Genomic DNA, 15,457 nt, shown 5'->3' with positions numbered 1-15,457 from the left:
CGGCCCCTACTCAGACGCTGCGCCATGGGTGGCCCTTCCTTGGAGTGAGTGGTTCTTGGTCCAAGGGTCGCGGGGTGGTCGGGTGTGTCGGCAGAGCGTGCGGGGCGGGGCCTGGTGCACGTCGGGGTCGGGCGGGCGGGACACGCTCGGGGCGACACGCCGCCGGGAAGATCACGTTCGGTAGTCGGTGGGTAGTCGAGCCTGATGCGCGCCGGAATGGGTGCGATGGGCGGCCGACATCTGGGGGAATGTGGGGTGCCGCAGGCGGTGCTGACTGAAGCAGGGTCAGATTGCTGCTACTCGCCGTGACTGGAGGCAGTCAGTAGCCCTGGGGACCACTTGGGGACCAGCCGTCGTGAGCGCCGATGAGCGCCCGTGGGTGAAAACGGACGCTGCTGCATAAGTCTGGCGCCAGTCCGGCTAGATGCGATCGGCGCGACGCCCTAGCGCAGATCATTTCTGACGTTTTCAACTTCCCTTGTGAGCAACAACGTTGAGCACCATCGAGGTGACACCGGTTCAGGAATTATGCTAGTTGAATATTAAAGCACTTGGCTCCGGCTCTCTGTTCCGCTCCTGCTGGGACCCCGACCCGCCGTGCGCCGTCGTTCGGACTGTCCGGTGGCCCGTGAGTGTCATGTCCGGTAGATGCCAGCCGGCACCGGGTGACGTGCGGGCCCGGACCGGCCAGGGTGGGCCGCAGCCGGTTTCCCGCGGCGCCGGACTCGAGCCGCAGACCCGGCTTCCGCGGCGTTCCGCATCTGCCCCCTTCCCCGAATCCCTGGGAGCACCATGCACTTCGCCATAGTCGGCGCCGGAACCATCGGCGCCGTGCACGCCCGCCTGATCGGCGCGCTCGCCGATGAGGGGGTGAGACTCACGGCGGTGGTGAACACGAACCTCGAACGGGCGAAGCTCATCACCGAACGATACGGCGGCCGTCCCTACACCAGCGCTGCCGAGGCCTACGCCCACGAGGAGATCGACGCGGTCTCCGTGTGCGTTCCGAGCTGGCTGCACTCCGAGGTGACGGTCGAGGCCCTGCGGGCGGGAAAGCACGTGCTCGTGGAGAAGCCGGTGGAAATCTCCCTCGAGGCGGCGGACAGCATCGCCGAAGCCCGACGGTCGGCCGGCCGCACGGTGGCGGTCGTCAGTCAGCGCCGCTTCCAGCCCCCCGCCGCTTTCATCAAGGAAGCGGTGACGTCCGGGCGACTGGGCCGTGTCACCTCGGGTATCGCCGAATCCCCGTTCTTCCGCCCGCAGTCGTACTACGACTCCGGCGGCTGGCGCGGCACGCTTGCGTGCGACGGCGGTGGCGCCCTGATGAACCAGGGCATCCACGCCCTGGACCTGCTGATCTGGATGCTGGGCCGGCCCGTCACGGTCACTGCCCAGACCGGCCAGGTGGCCCACGAGGGGATCGAGGTGGAGGACGTCGCCGCGGCCACGATCCGCTTCGAGAACGGCGCCATAGGCGTGCTGCTGGCGAGCACCGCGGCCTATCCCGACCGGCCCATCAGGCTCACGGTCCACGGCGACAGGGGCACTGCCGTGATGGCGGACGACCGGCTGGCCTTCTTCCAGTCCGCCGAGGTGGCGGATCCGAACGCCGCCGGCCTGCTGCCGCTGCCCGCCGACCCCGACCGGCCGGGCTGGAGCGCGGTCGACCACGCGCAGCTCGCCCAGTACCGCGACTTCGTGACGGCGGTCCGTGACGGCCGGAGTCCCGCCGTACCCCTGGAGGCCGGGCGTCTCACCCTCGCCGTGGTCCTGGCCGTGTACGAGTCCGCCCGCACGGGGCACCCTGTGGACCTCGCGGACCGTGCCGAGGTGAGGCCGTGACAGAGAACCGCGTCATCGAGGGCCGGACGCCTGACGGGCGGTCGGCCCGGCTCCTGCTGGCTGGGCCGAGCATCGGCACCGTCACGCACGCCCCGGCCGGGGCCGCCGACGGCCCCCTGCTGCTCCCCGGTCTGGTGGATCTCCAGGTCAACGGTTACGCCGGGTACGACATCAACGCCGACGACGTCTCCGTGGACACCGTCCGCGCCTTGACGCGCGCGCTGTGGGCCGTGGGCACGACCACCTACTTCCCCACGGTGATCACGGCCTCCCAGAGCAAGATCGTCCACGCGCTGGAGGTCATCGCGACGGCCGTCCGCGACGATCCGCTCCTCGCCCACTCCATCGCCGGTATCCACGTCGAGGGACCGTATCTGTCCGCCGCGCACGGTGCTCGCGGGGTCCACGACCCGGCGCATCTGCGTCATCCCGACCCGGCCGAACTGGCGAGCTGGCTGGAGGCTTCCGGCGGACTGCTGCGGATCGTCACCCTGGCGCCGGAACTGCCGGGTACGGGCGCCTATGTCGAGGCGGCCATGCGCGCCGGAGTCCTGGTGTCCGTCGGCCACAGCGCGGCCGCGCCCGAGGACATCCGCCGGGCGGCGGACGCCGGCGCCTCGCTGTGCACGCATCTGGGCAACGGCATCCAGCCGATGCTGCCCCGTCATCCGAACCAGATCTGGGCCCAACTCGCGGACGATCGCCTGTCCGCGGGATTCATCGCGGACGGCCACCACCTCCCGGCGGACGCGCTCACCGCGATGATCCGGGCCAAGGGAGTGGCACGGTCCTTTCTGGTCAGCGACTCGGTGACGCTGGCCGGTTCCGTGCCCGGCCGGTACGCCACCGATGTGGGCGGTGAGGTCACGGTCGCCGAGGACGGCCGGCTCCTTTTCGGGGACAGCGGACTGCTCGCCGGCTCCGGCGCGTCGCTGGCGGACTGCGTCCGCTTCACGCGTGACTCCACCGCGTTCGGCGACGCGGACGTGGTCGCCCTCGCCACCGAGAACCCCGCGCGCGTCGCAGGGCTCGCCGACCGCGGGTCGCTGCGCGCCGGGGCCGCGGCGGATGTGGTGATCGTCGACGAAGACTTCCGGGTGCGGAACACCATCGTCGCCGGTACGCTTGTCTTCCGGCGGGAGGACCGATGATGAGGCCCGGTCTGGGCGGGCCCTTGGAGGGCTCCGCCGGTACCCTCGCTGGCCGCCTTCTGACATGGCAGCACACTGCCCGGTCTGTCGGGGCGCCCGTGGACCGTCGGACCCCTAGGGTGCTTGCGTGTACGCCATCAAGGTAGTCCTGGAGCCGAAAGAAGGAGTTCCAGGCATGGAGCAGAACCTCTGTGATGTGACGGCTCCCCGGCTACTGCGCAGCCCTCAGTCGGGGGTGGAACACGTCACTCTCGTCTCGACACCGCCGGGCGTCACGGCCATGACGTTCGTCGTGGCCGACGATCTCCTGGCGGCGGAACGCGCGGCCGTGACGGCCTGGGCCCGCTGGCTGACACGCGCATGGCCCAGGCAGTGGCGGCTGGTCTCGTGTGCGGGGGACCTGCAACTCGGGGTCCTGGCCGCGATGGAGTGGTACTTCCCGGACGACGATCCCGGCAACCCCGCGGATGCGTCTAGCCGCTGACGCCTGACGGGTCCGCCAGGGGAGGCCGGACAGAGGCCGGTGAGGCCGGCGGATCGCGCTGCGGATCGGGCGGGGTGCCCGATCCGCAGGCGAAGGGGAACGGCGCCCGGTACGCAATCCCCGCTGACTGTCGGCGTACGACAAGTGCCGCACCGCCGGCTCCCGTTGGGGGCCCGGCGGTGCGGCATTCCTGCTGTGTGACCCGCTGCGCGGTCGTCAGTTCCGTCCACGCGAGGCCGCGCGGGCGCGGGCCATCGGGTCGGGCAGACTCTTGAGGTCCCGCTTGCCGTTATGGGTGGTGGGAATCGCGTCCACCTCGATGATGTGCTGCGGCACCATGTAGGAGGGCAGCTCCGCCGCGAGTGCCTCGCGCAGCCGGTTCCGCGCATAGTCCGGGCCGGCGACGACGTAGGCGACGAGGGTCTGGAGGCCCACCCGCGTGGTGGTGGTCGTGACGGCGCAGTCGGTGACGCCGGCGCAGGCGGCGGCGACGTGCTCGATCTCGCCCAGTTCGATGCGGTAGCCGCGGATCTTCACCTGGGTGTCCAGCCGGCCGAGGTATTCGATGGTGCCGTCGTCCAGCCACCGGGCCAGGTCGCCGGTCGTGTACAGGAGCCCGCCGCGCTCGAAGGGGTTCGGGACGAACCGTTCCCGGGTGAGGTCGGGTGCGTTGAGGTAGCCGCGGGCCAGACCGGTCCCGGCGATGCACAGTTCGCCTGGGGTGCCCACCGGTGCCAGGGCGCCGGACCGGGTCCGGACGTAGAGGCGGATGTTGTCGATGGGGCGCCCGATCGGGACGGACCGCGTGGTGTCGACGTCCGAGCACGGGTGGTACGTGACGTCGACGGCGGCCTCGGTCGGGCCGTAGAGGTTGACCAGTTCGGCGAAGGAACCAAGATGCTGCGTGAACGTCCTGGTGTGGTTCACCGCGAGCGCCTCTCCGCTGGCGAACACCCGCCGCAGCGAGGACAGGTCCGCCGGATCGGTCGTCGCCGCTGTGTACTGCAGGAAGGCGTGCAGCATCGACGGCACGAAGTGCATCGTCGTGACTCCCGCCTCGGAGATCCGCCGGGCGAGCCGCTGGGGATCGCGCTCGTCCCCGCTGGGCAGCGTGGCGACCGAGGCACCGGCCAGCGACCACCAGAAGATCTCCCAGACGGACACGTCGAAGGTGAAGGGCGTCTTGTGAAGGATGACGTCGTCCTCCCCCAGCGGATAGGCACGCTGCATCCACCACAGCCGGTTCACGATGGCACGGTGCTCGATCATGACCCCCTTGGGGCGGCCCGTGGAACCGGAGGTGTAGATGACGTAGGCCAGATCCCCGGGTCCGCTGACGGCGGGCAGGTCGGTGCCGTCCGCTGCCCAGTTCTCCGGGTCGGTCACACTGACGGTCTGCCGTCCCGCGGCCACGTGCGCGGTGTCGTCGGTGACCAGGACCAGCGGGGTGCCACTATGGTCGAGGATGTACTCGATCCGGTTGGCCGGCAGGGACGGGTCCACCGGCAGGTACGCGCCGCCCGCCTTGAGCACGGCATAGACCGCCACGAGCATGTCCGGGGAACGCGGTACGCAGACGCCGACCACGTCACCTGCGCCGACCCCCCGGGCGCGCAGGGTTCGGGCCAGCCGGTTGGCCGCGGCGTTCAGCTCGGCGTAGGTCATTGCGTTGTCGGTCACGGCCACCGCTCCGGGCCGTACCGCGGCCTGCTCCTCGAGGAAGCCGTGCAGGGTGTCGTCGGGGAAGTCCGCCGCCGTGGAATTGAACTCGCCCAGGACCCGGGAACGTTCGACGTCGGACACGGCGAGGAGCGAGCGGAGGGACTGGGCCGGATCCTTCAGCAGCAGGTCCAGCAGGTCCACGAAGGATTCGGCCAGGCGCCGGGCGGTGGCCGGTGAGAACAGCCGGGCGTCGTACGCCAGGCGTACCTGTGCCGGCTCGCCCTCCGGGGCCAGTCGCAGGTCGAAGAGGAGCGGGCAGCCGCGCGCCTCCGCGTCCGCGGCGGTGAGATCCGTGTCGACGGCCAGCATGAGATCGGTGGGCCGGATCCCCTCCGCGTCCAGCAGCGCGTGCAGCGGCACATCCAGGTTCGCGCGAGCCGCCAGACTGGCGTCGCGGACAGCGTCGAGCAGGTCCTGTCCGCCGGCCTCGTGCGACATCGTCGCGGTGACCGGGACCGGGACCGCGCCGCCGTCCTGGGGTCGCCCCTCGGTGGTCACTGGCAGGAACACGGTCACCTGGTCCCGGTCCGTGGCCTTGGCGGCCAGGAGGGCGAGCACCGAGCCGCCGAGTGCACGCGTGTGCAGCGGGCACCCGCCGGTCAGGGACCGGACGGCCCGTTCCACGCGCTCCGGGACCGAAACGGTGACGTCGGGACGGTTGCCGTTGTGCTCGCGCAGATGGTCGCGGACCAAGGCCGTGGGCTCGGCCCAGGCGGTCCGGCACTGCTGCCAGAACTCCATCTGCCGCGGGAATTCCTGGCCGGCCAGTTCGAGTTCAGGGACGTTGCTCACGAGGCGTCCTCACGGGATGGGGCCGTCGGAGCCTGTGCGGGGCTCCTCGGCGGGACGGGATAAATCAACGGTGCGGTGGGGCTGAACGGCTTCCGCGGCGCACAGCAGATCTCGAAGTCCGCGGACGGGGGGCATCCGGACATGTCCGGACGGAATTCCTCCGCGCGCCTCCAAACTCGGCAGCCGATTTCATCGGTCACCGATCCTGTCCCTTTCAGCGGGCAGATCCATCAGTTTTGGGTGGCACTTATAGGCCATGGCAGGGACGGGCCAGCACCGTAGGGCGGCCGGCTTCGGCGTTTGGCATCTGGCGGCCATGTCCGGGAGGGGCCAGCGAAAACGGGTGACTGAGTCCCTGGCGGCGGGCCAGGATTGACGGCGTCGCCCCGGGAACGGCGACAGGCGGAAAGCCGTATGCGCGACTTTTTTCAAGATACGAGAAACAGGGGATATCGCAGCATGAAGAAGATCATTCAAGCGACGCTCTTCTCGGCACTCCTGGTCCTTTCCGTGGTATCTGCCGCTCCGGCACTCCAAGCCCCCGTGGCAACGCCCGCCCCACAGGCCGCGCAGGAGCAGACGCTCAGCAACTGGGCGTGGGACTGATCCGTCCCGGCGAAACCGGAAGACGGCAACACACCTCACACACCGGGGAATACACATGGAAGCCGCAACACGCCGCAAGGTCTTGCTCATCGGGTGGAGGATCACCACACTCAACGCCCTGCGGGAGCTCGGCGCGCAGGTCTGGTGCGTGACCACTCCGGACGTCCACGCCCGCTTCGGCGGCCAGGCGGACATCGAACGGGCGGTGCTGGTGTCGGACTGCGCCGACGTGGAGGAGATCCTGTGCGCGCTGCGGCGCGAAGGCCTCAGCCCCTCCGACTTCGACACGGTCTGCAGCCAGCAGGAGTTCTCGCTGGTGGCAACCGCGCTCATCGGCGGGGAGGCCAGCCCGATCCGGCCCGAGACCGCGGTCCTGCTGCGCGACAAATACCTGCAGAAGGAGCGGATCGCGAAGGCCGGCCTGCCGGTCGCCCGGTGCCGGGTCCTCCCGGACGCTGACGCGCTGCAGAGCGCCCGGGCCGACTGCCCTGTCGTCATCAAGCCGATTCTGGGTGCCTCGTGCGCCCACACGTTCGTCGCCCGGGACGGCGTCGAGTTCGACGCTGCCGTCACCGAGTACCGTGCCTCTGGCTTCAACGGGCCTTTTCTCGTGGAGGAGTTCGTCACCGGTGCCGAGCACCACGTCGACGGAATCCTGCGCGACGGCGACATCGCCTTCCTCGGCATCAGCCGGTACCTGCAGAATGTGATCGAACTGCGGTCCGGCGTCGTGTCCGGGAGCATCGCCCTCGACCCGGCGCGGTACGCGCCGCTGTACGAGAAGGTCCGCTCCCTCGCACGGGCCTCGCTCGACGCCCTCGGCCACCGGGACGGCGTCTTCCACATGGAAGTGTTCGTCCACGGTGACCGGGTCACCTTCAGCGAGTGCGCGGGACGGGTGGGCGGCGGTCCCATCGACCAGCTGGTCAGCGCGCACTTCGGCGTGGACCTGCACCTCGAGTGGGCCAAGGCGGCGTTCGGCGGGACCGACCCGGTCACCGCAGTGCCGTCCGATGAGGTGCACGGCTACGCCCTGCTGATGGCGCCGGGAGCCGGCACCGTGCGCGGCATTCCGAGTGCCGAGGAGATCCGGGCCCAGGACGGGGTCGTCTTCGGGCGCCCCATGGTCGGCCCGGGCTACCCGGTCGAGGCGCCCACCGCGGCCTCTGACGTGCACGTGGGCGAGGTCGTGGTGCGCGGCGCCGACGAAGACCAGGTCCTCAAGAGGCTGCACGAGATCAACGAGTGGTTCCAGGCGCACACAGTCCTGGACTGAGGGCAGGTGCGCGGGCGGCCCCCCTTCGCCCCGTACACCTCATCGCCATTCACCCGACACAGCGAAGTGGGTTTGGAAAGCATGGCTGAACTGGTGCTGGTCACCGGCGCCGCCGGGAACATGGGCCGCATGCTGCGCCGCGGTCTTCAGCGTCCCCTGCGGCTGATCGACAGTGCGCCCGACGAGGGCTGTGCGCAGGCGTCCGTGACCGATCTGGACGCCATGCGCACGGCGATGCGCGGAGCCACCGCCGTCGTGCACCTCGCGGGCATCACCGAAGAGGACAGCTGGGAGCGGATCGTCAACGTCAACGTCAACGGGACGCGGACCGTGCTGGAGGCGGCCCGTCTGGAGGGCGTCACACAGGTGGTGCTGGCGTCCAGCAACCACGCCGCGGGGTTCCAGGAAAGGGGTCCGGCCGAGCTGCCGGCCGACGTACGGGCCCGGCCGGACACCTACTACGGCTTCAGCAAGGCCGCCTCGGAGTCGCTCGGCGCCCTGTACCACGACAGGTTCGGCATGAACGTCGTCTGCCTGCGCATCGGAACCTGCTACGAGAAGCCGTTCGACGTCCGAGGCCTGTCCACCTGGCTCTCTCCCGGGGACGCCGTACGCCTGGTCGACGCGGCCCTCGACGCCCGGGGATTCGGCATCGTGTGGGGCGTGTCCGACAACACGCGTCGCTGGTGGTCGCTCGAGGAGGGCAGGGAGATCGGCTACGTGCCGCAGGACGACGCCGAGCGGTTCGCCGCAGAGATGGAGGCCAAGGCCGCGGGCGACGCGGCGGCCGATCTCGGCCGGCGTTACGTGGGCGGCTTCTTCTGCGCTCTGCCGCTCGGCGAGCGCCCGGCCGGCTGAGGCGGACGTATGAGGACCGTACTGGTCGGATACGGCCATGCCGCGCGGAACCTGCACCGGGCGGCGATCGAGGAGTCCGTCGTCGGGCAGCTCGTCCACGCCATGGTGGCCGTCGATCCGGTGTGCCCCGAGGACGCGGACCTGCCGGTCTACCCGGATCTCCGGGGGCTTCCCGACGTGAGCGCGTCCGACGTGTTCCATGTGACGGTGCCGCCCGCCGACCACGTCGGCGTGGTCGAGGAGGTCATCGCGGCCGGCGGCCGGCACATCATCGTCGAGAAGCCCCCGGCGACGGACGGGCCGAGCGCCCGTCGGCTCCTCAAGGCCTGCGCGGACGCCGGGGCGGCGCTCTACCCGGTCGGTGTCTGGAACTTCTCGTCCGGCATCCAGCGCGTCAAGCGGGACATCGAGGCCGGTCGCCGGGTGCTGCACTACGAGTTCGAGCAGTCCAAGAACCGTATCGGCCGCACGTTGAGCAACACCGCTCACACCAGCGCCTTCGAGGTGGAACTGCCCCACCAGGTGCTCGCGGCGATCTGGCTGTTCGGCGACATCGAGGACGTGGTGCACGCCGAGTCCAGACCCTTGCGGCACGCCGGACGGGAGATCGCCCACGCGGGCGGCGCCCATGTCGTGGTCAGGCACCGCAGCGGACTGCTCGGCACCCTGGTCGGTCACCTCGACAAGGAACGCCGGACCAGACGACTGCGGGTCGTGTGCGCCGACGGCGACCTGGAGGTGAGCCTGCCGCGATCCAAGGACGAGACGTCGAGCCTCTACCGGGACGGATCCGGGGCGGTCACCGTCATCCCGGACCGCCCCCTGACCGAGTGCCTGGTCGCCGCCTACGGCGCGGTGGGCGCCGCGGAGACCCGGGCCGCGTTCAGCACGGACCTGCACCTGCACTGCGTCGATGTCCTCGACGCCGCGCGCAGCAAGGCGGGCGTGCCGTAATCCATGACGAACAAGGAACGGAGCACAGCCGTGAGCGTGAACAGTACGGGCGGCTGGCGTGACCGGCTCGCCGTCATAGGCGACGAATGCGGTTACACCTGGCAGGAACAGGTCGCCAACACCCGGTCCCTGGGTCTGTCCGGCATCGAGCTGCGCTCGATCGCCGGGCGGTCGCTGGGCGAACTGCCGCAACCGGACGTCGAGGCCATGGCCCGGGGAATCGCGGATGCGGGACTGACGGTCGTTGCTCTCGACAGCCCCGTCGCCGCCGGCCGCATCGACGGCACGACCCTGGCGGAGGACCTGGCCACGGCCGAACGGTGGCTGGAGCTGGCCTGCCGCCTCGATTCCCCTTCGGTGCGCGTGATGTCGTACGCGCAAGGTGCCCTGCCGCAGGACGCGTGGCACGCCGAGGCGGTGCGGCGCCTGCTCGCCCTGAGCGAGCTGGCCGCCCGGTACGGCCGCCGGCTCCTGCACGAGAACTGCGTCGGCTGGGGCGGCCGTGACGGTGCGTCGGCGCGTCGGCTCATGCACGAGGCCGGCGGCGAGCACCTGGGCTTCCTCATGGACACGGGCAACGGCGTCTGGTACGGCTACGACTCCGTCGCCATGGCGGAGGCGATCCTGCCCCACATCCGCCACGTCCACATCAAGGACGCCGAGCCGCGCGCGGACGGCGCCGAACCCTGTCTGCCGGGGCTGGGCAGCGGCCGGGTCGCCGACACGCTCGCCACCGTCCTGCGGGCCTGGCCCGACATGACCCTGAGCCTCGAACCGCATCTCCTGGTCCAGCCACACCTGGGCATCACGTGCGAGGAAGGCAGGGCGCTCAGGGAAAGCGTCGACGCCTGCGTACGCAGCCTGGAAGCGCTCCTGGACACGGCCGACAGTCCCTTGCGCTGAGCAGCGGGCGCCGCGCGGCCGGCCGACCCGGCGGTCCACTCGCCCGCGCAGTCGCTCGTGACGCCGCCGATCCGCCCGGACTCGGTGCCCGGATACCCCCTGACCGTACACGTCCTCGAATCGAGGTTTAGTCATGCGCGAGACTGCCGCTTGTCTGCGGGATCTCGTAGAAGCCCGCGCCCTGTCCCACCCGGATGCCCGCGCGGTGGGGCGCGACGGCGTCGGCTGGCTGACGACCGGCCAGCTGGACCGGGCGGCCGGTGACCTGGCCGGTCGGCTGGCCCGGCAGGGCGTCGGACCGGGCGATGTGGTGGGCCTGCTGCTGCCGCGCTCCGTCGAGTTCGTGGTCGCCGTCCTCGCCGTCTGGAAAGCGGGAGCCGCCTACACCCCCCTGGACCCGAACGCACCGGAGCAGCATCGCGCATTCGTCCTGGACAACAGCGGCGTCCGCACGGTGATCACCGACGACGAGGCCGCTGGACGCGCCACAGGCCGCCGGGTCTGCCTGGTCGGCGACCTGGAGTGGGCGCGCTCGGTGGCCGCCGCGGATTTCGCCTCCGTGCCCCTCGCCCCCGCAGACCCCGCCTGGGTGCTGTACACCTCCGGCTCCACCGGGCGCCCGAAGGGCGTGATCGGCTCGCACGGGGCGTCGCTTGACCGGTGCCGGTGGATGTGGCGTGAACAGCCCTTCGACGAACTGGACGTGTGTGTCCAGAACACCGCGCCCTCGGTCGTCGACTCCGTCTGGGAGGTGTGGGGCGCCCTCGCCCAGGGCGTGCCCGTGACGGTGCCCCCCGCCCATGCGTCACTCGACCTCGACCTGCTCGTGCAGATCCTGAGCGAGAACGCGGTCACCCGGATCTGCTTGGTGCCCTCCCTGCTGCGCGCCCTGCTCGGCGCCTTGGCTGATCTCGGCGACCGTCTGCCCCGCCTGAAGACGTGGACCTGCAGCGGCGAGACCCTCGACCGCGACCTGGCGACGGCCTTCCACACCACCATGCCCGGACGGCGGCTGCTGAACCAGTACGGGCTGACCGAGTCCTGCGCGGACGTCACCACCTACGACACCGCCGACCTCGCCGACGGCGCCGACGACGCGCGGGTCCCGGTCGGCCGGCCGATCCGGGACACCCGGATCGTCGTCGTCGACGAGGAGCTGCGGCCGGTGGCCGACGGCGAGGTGGGGGAACTGCTCCTCGGCGGTCCCGCGCTGGCCAACGGCTACGCGAACGCCCCGGAGCTGACGAATGACCGGTTCCTCGCGGACGTCCTGGGCGACGGCGTCACGTTCTTCCGCACCGGTGACCTCGTCAGGAAGACCACCGACGGCGTCCTGCACCACCTCGGGCGCCGCGACCGGCAGGTCAAGATCCGTGGCTTCCGGGTCGAACCCGAGGGCGTCGAGGCCGTCCTCAAGGAGTGCCCGGGAGTGGGGGACGCCGCGGTCCGTGTGTGGTCACGCGGCGAGGAGCCGGAACTGGCCGCGTACGTGGTTCCGGGGACGCCGGCCGGTGCGCCCGACGTCGGCGAGCTGCGCGCCCGGATGCTCGACCACCTGCCCTCCCACGCGATCCCGGCTTCCTTCACCGTGCTCCCCGCATTCCCGCGCACGGCCAGCGGCAAGGTCGACTACAAGCTTCTGCCCGAACCGGACCGGCGCCCGGCGCGGTCCGGCACGGAGGGACCACGCGACGCGACCGAGGAGGCCGTCGCCGCGATCTGGCGCGAGGTCCTGGGCACAGGACGTGTCGGACTTCGGGACGACTTCTACGAACTGGGCGGCCACTCCCTCGCGCTGATGCGGGTGATCGCCCACGTGAACGCCGAGTTCGCGGTACGGCTGTGGGTCCGTGACCTCAGCCCGTCCCTCACCGTCGAGTCGCTGGCGCATGCCGTGCGGCGGACGGCCGGCCGGGCGGAGGACGACGGTGCCGCCGACACCGCCGAGCGCACGAGCACGGGCATCGACCTGGCCTCCCACACCCAGGAGGCGATGTGGCTGCACGAGAAGTTCTCCCAGGCTCCCGGCCTGTACAACATCCAACTGGCGTTCCGCGTGCACGGTCCGCTGGACACCCGGGCGCTCGCGGAGGCACTCGACGACGTGGTCACCCGGCATCGGGCGCTGCGGATCGGATTCGAACACCGGGACGGCGCCCTTCGGTTGCGCGAGCGTGCTCCCGGCGCCTGCTCGGTGAAGCCGGACATCGTGGAGACCACCGCCGACCGCATCGGCACACTGCTCGCCGACGAGGGCGCCCGGCCCTTCGACCTCGCCCAGGGTGCCCTGCTGCGGGCCCTGCTGCTCAGGACGGATGAGGACACCCACGTCCTCAGCCTGACGGTGCATCACACCGTCTGCGACGGGCAGTCCCTGCGTCCCCTGCTGGCGTCGCTGCGCGCCGCGTACGCGAGCCGGCTGGCGGGCGAAGTGCCGCGGGTGCGCGCGAGCCGGTCACCCGTGGCCGTGCCCGAGACGCGGACGCGGCAGCCCGCACGCAGGTACCCGCCGCTGCAACTGCCCACGGACCGGCCCCGTCCCCGGCGCGCCGACGGTCTCGGCGCCTCGTTCCGGATCGATCTGCCAGCCGGTCTGGCCGCGCGGGTCCGTGAACAGGCACGCCGACTGCGCACCACTTCCTTCACGGTGGCCTGCGCGGTGTTCGCGACGGTGCTCGCCGAGTGGACCGGTCGGCGTCGATTCGCCATCTCCATCCCGGTCTCCGGCCGCGGCCCCGAGACAGGCGACGACGTCGTGGGCTGCTTCATGCGGACCGTCCCGCTCCATGTCGACGTTCCCGCCGGCGCCGACCTCGCCGAGCTCGTCACGGGCGTACGTGAAGCGGTCCACCAGGCGTATGACGCTCCGAGTGCCACCCGCCTGGCGGACGGCGAACGGCCGCCGCTGGTGATGCTGGCGTACGACGAGGCCCACGGCGCGGACTTCTCGCTGCACGGCACCCGGGTCGTGCCGCTGGACGTCCGGAGCAGGTCCTCGAAGGTCGACGTCACGCTCTACCTGGACGAGGCGGGCGACGACTACGACTGCCGGATCGAATACGCGACCGCCCTCTTCGCCGAAGACACGCTGCGCCACCTCGGCAAGGACTTCCAGGCCGCCCTGGACCGCTGCTGCGACGGCAGTGCCACCACCGGCCTCACGCACTCGACTCACTGACGACGTGCCCACGCGGGCCGCTGTGGCGGCCGGGCACGAGAAACGGACCTTCGGATGAAGACAGTGGACCGGATCGACGAGATCGCACAGGAGAGCTGGGAGAAGACGCTCGGCTGCGAGGTGGACGACGACACGAACTTCTTCGAGTTCGGCGGGGACTCTATCTCGGCCATCCTGATGCTGTCGGAGATCAACGCCGCCCTCGGGACATCGCTCTCCCCGCACGTCATGTTCGACGCGGCCGACTTCGGCGCCTTCCGCGAACTGCTGCGGGCCGAGGCGGCCCACGGCGAGGGCGGCGAGAAGCCCGCGGTCCCCGCCGCCGCCCCCACCGCGTCAGAAACCGGCGTCACCTCCCTATTCCAGGAGCGCTGGTTCGGGCTCGCCAAGGAGCAGCTCGGCAACGTCGACCTGTTCTTCGAGGTGACCGGCGAGCTCGACCACGGCCTCTTCCAGGCGGCCCTGAAGGAGGTGTGCCGGCGCCACGACGTGCTGCGCAGCACGTACGAGCCCGGTCGGCCGCCCCTGCGGCAGAACGTCCCGGATTTCCGCCCCCGCACCAGGACGCAGGACCTGCGCGGGCGGGACGAGGCAGAGGTGCGCGCCGCGGTGCACGCCGCGGTCGCACGGTCGGTGCGCTTCTTCGACCTCGAGTCCGAGGTGCCCTTCGAACTCGAACTGCTCACGCTGTCGGCGACGGACCACCTGCTCGTCGGGCATCTGCATCACATCGCCACCGACGGCTGGTCGATCACGCTGCTGATCGACGACCTGGAGCGCGTCTACCACACCCTGGAGCGGGGCGAGGACCCGGCGGCCCTCGAACCCGCCCCGCAGTACGCCGAATTCGCCGAGCGGCAGCGCGCCTACGCGGCCGGTCCCGCGATCGAGGAGGCCCGGGACCACTGGAGGTCGGTCTTCCGCGGCGCGGGCACCCCCACACGGCTGCCCGCCACCCTGCCGCCGAGCGCCGCCTCGGGAGAGTCCAGCCGCTACGCGAACCTGGTCCTCGACCCCGAGCGCGCCGCCGCCGTCCGCGCCTACGCGAGTGCCCACCGGATTACCGTCTACAACGTCCTGCTCAGCGCGTTCGCCCAGGTCCTCGCCGAGGTCACCGGCAGCGGCGACCTCCTCATCGGCACCTCCACGGCCGGCCGGGAAGGCGGCGACGAGGACTGCCTCGGTGTGTTCATCAGCCCCATGCCGCTGCGGCTGCCGCTGGCCGAGGCACCCACGCCGGAGCGGCTGCACGCCCTGGTCGGCACGCGGATGCGGGACTTCGCCGAACACCGCCTGTACCCGATCATGGACCTCATCGAGTCGGTGGAGCCGTTCCGCGGCAGGTCCCTCGCCGACCTCTTCGCCATCCACTTCATCTACCAGAACCAGCCGCAGCCCAGCACCGGCCACGGCCGGACCTACCGCCAGCTCGACTTCCAGGACGCCGGACTGGACCGCCCGCACGGCCTGCCGATGCCGCGCAGCCGGGTGCTGCGCCAGCTGGAGGTGGTCGTCTTCGACCGGCTCGACGGCGCGCTGTCGGTCAACTTCGGCTTCGACCCGAGCCGGTACCACGAGGACGAGGTCGCCGGCTGGCTCGACGCGTACGCCGCGAAGGTGGACCAGCTCGTCCAGCGCACTCAGGCCGTACACGGATGACCCGGACCGCCGACCTCACAGAAAGGAAGCCC

General features: G+C 71.0%; 11 protein-coding genes. 10 read left to right on the top strand and 1 reads right to left on the bottom strand.

The window, feature by feature from the left end; genetic code table 11:
• Positions 1-792: 792 nt before the first annotated feature.
• From ACIGXM_RS29635 to ACIGXM_RS29625, 3 genes are all read left to right on the top strand, one after another.
• Positions 793-1,842 carry a Gfo/Idh/MocA family protein gene (locus ACIGXM_RS29635; RefSeq protein ID WP_396566207.1) on the top strand — a complete coding sequence of 350 codons (1,050 nt, stop codon included), beginning with the start codon at positions 793-795 and terminating at the stop codon, positions 1,840-1,842.
• Positions 1,839-2,993, top strand: a complete 1,155-nt coding sequence (nagA, locus tag ACIGXM_RS29630; RefSeq protein WP_396566205.1) for an N-acetylglucosamine-6-phosphate deacetylase — start codon at positions 1,839-1,841, stop codon at positions 2,991-2,993. The genes ACIGXM_RS29635 and nagA overlap by 4 nt, the downstream gene beginning before the upstream one ends.
• 175 nt (positions 2,994-3,168) lie before the next feature.
• Positions 3,169-3,477 (top strand): hypothetical protein, encoded by a 309-nt coding sequence (locus ACIGXM_RS29625; protein WP_396566203.1) that lies wholly within the window; start codon positions 3,169-3,171, stop codon positions 3,475-3,477.
• Between the two features lie 216 nt (positions 3,478-3,693).
• On the opposite strand, the gene ACIGXM_RS29620 is transcribed toward ACIGXM_RS29625, so the two are convergent.
• Positions 3,694-5,991: an amino acid adenylation domain-containing protein gene (locus ACIGXM_RS29620; RefSeq protein WP_396566201.1), complete on the bottom strand. Its 2,298-nt coding sequence runs from the start codon at positions 5,989-5,991 to the stop codon at positions 3,694-3,696.
• Between the two features lie 459 nt (positions 5,992-6,450).
• Here ACIGXM_RS29620 and ACIGXM_RS29615 point away from each other — a divergent pair, with 459 nt between their 5' ends.
• From ACIGXM_RS29615 to ACIGXM_RS29585, 7 genes are all read left to right on the top strand, one after another.
• Positions 6,451-6,597, top strand: coding sequence for a hypothetical protein (locus tag ACIGXM_RS29615; protein ID WP_396566199.1), 147 nt, complete (start codon positions 6,451-6,453; stop codon positions 6,595-6,597).
• Positions 6,598-6,652: 55 nt separating this feature from the next.
• Positions 6,653-7,873 (top strand): ATP-grasp domain-containing protein, encoded by a 1,221-nt coding sequence (locus ACIGXM_RS29610; RefSeq protein ID WP_396566197.1) that lies wholly within the window; start codon positions 6,653-6,655, stop codon positions 7,871-7,873.
• Positions 7,874-7,954: 81 nt separating this feature from the next.
• The gene (locus ACIGXM_RS29605) at positions 7,955-8,731 is read left to right on the top strand and encodes an NAD-dependent epimerase/dehydratase family protein (protein ID WP_396566195.1); all 777 of its coding nucleotides are present in this window, start codon (positions 7,955-7,957) and stop codon (positions 8,729-8,731) included.
• Between the two features lie 9 nt (positions 8,732-8,740).
• Complete coding sequence (locus tag ACIGXM_RS29600) at positions 8,741-9,685, top strand: Gfo/Idh/MocA family protein (protein ID WP_396566193.1); 945 nt, start codon at positions 8,741-8,743, stop codon at positions 9,683-9,685.
• 30 nt (positions 9,686-9,715) lie between these two features.
• Positions 9,716-10,588 (top strand): sugar phosphate isomerase/epimerase family protein, encoded by an 873-nt coding sequence (locus ACIGXM_RS29595; protein ID WP_396566191.1) that lies wholly within the window; start codon positions 9,716-9,718, stop codon positions 10,586-10,588.
• A 133-nt stretch (positions 10,589-10,721) separates the two neighbouring features.
• Positions 10,722-13,766 carry an amino acid adenylation domain-containing protein gene (locus ACIGXM_RS29590; RefSeq protein ID WP_396566189.1) on the top strand — a complete coding sequence of 1,015 codons (3,045 nt, stop codon included), beginning with the start codon at positions 10,722-10,724 and terminating at the stop codon, positions 13,764-13,766.
• Positions 13,767-13,820: 54 nt separating this feature from the next.
• Positions 13,821-15,425 (top strand): condensation domain-containing protein, encoded by a 1,605-nt coding sequence (locus ACIGXM_RS29585; RefSeq protein WP_396566187.1) that lies wholly within the window; start codon positions 13,821-13,823, stop codon positions 15,423-15,425.
• Positions 15,426-15,457: the final 32 nt, after the last annotated feature.

Source organism: Kitasatospora sp. NPDC052896, assembly GCF_044547075.1.
Taxonomy (GTDB): Bacteria; Actinomycetota; Actinomycetes; order Streptomycetales; family Streptomycetaceae; genus Kitasatospora.
The sequence above is the reverse complement of the archived record's forward strand: the minus strand, read 5'-3'. Positions and strand labels throughout refer to the sequence as shown.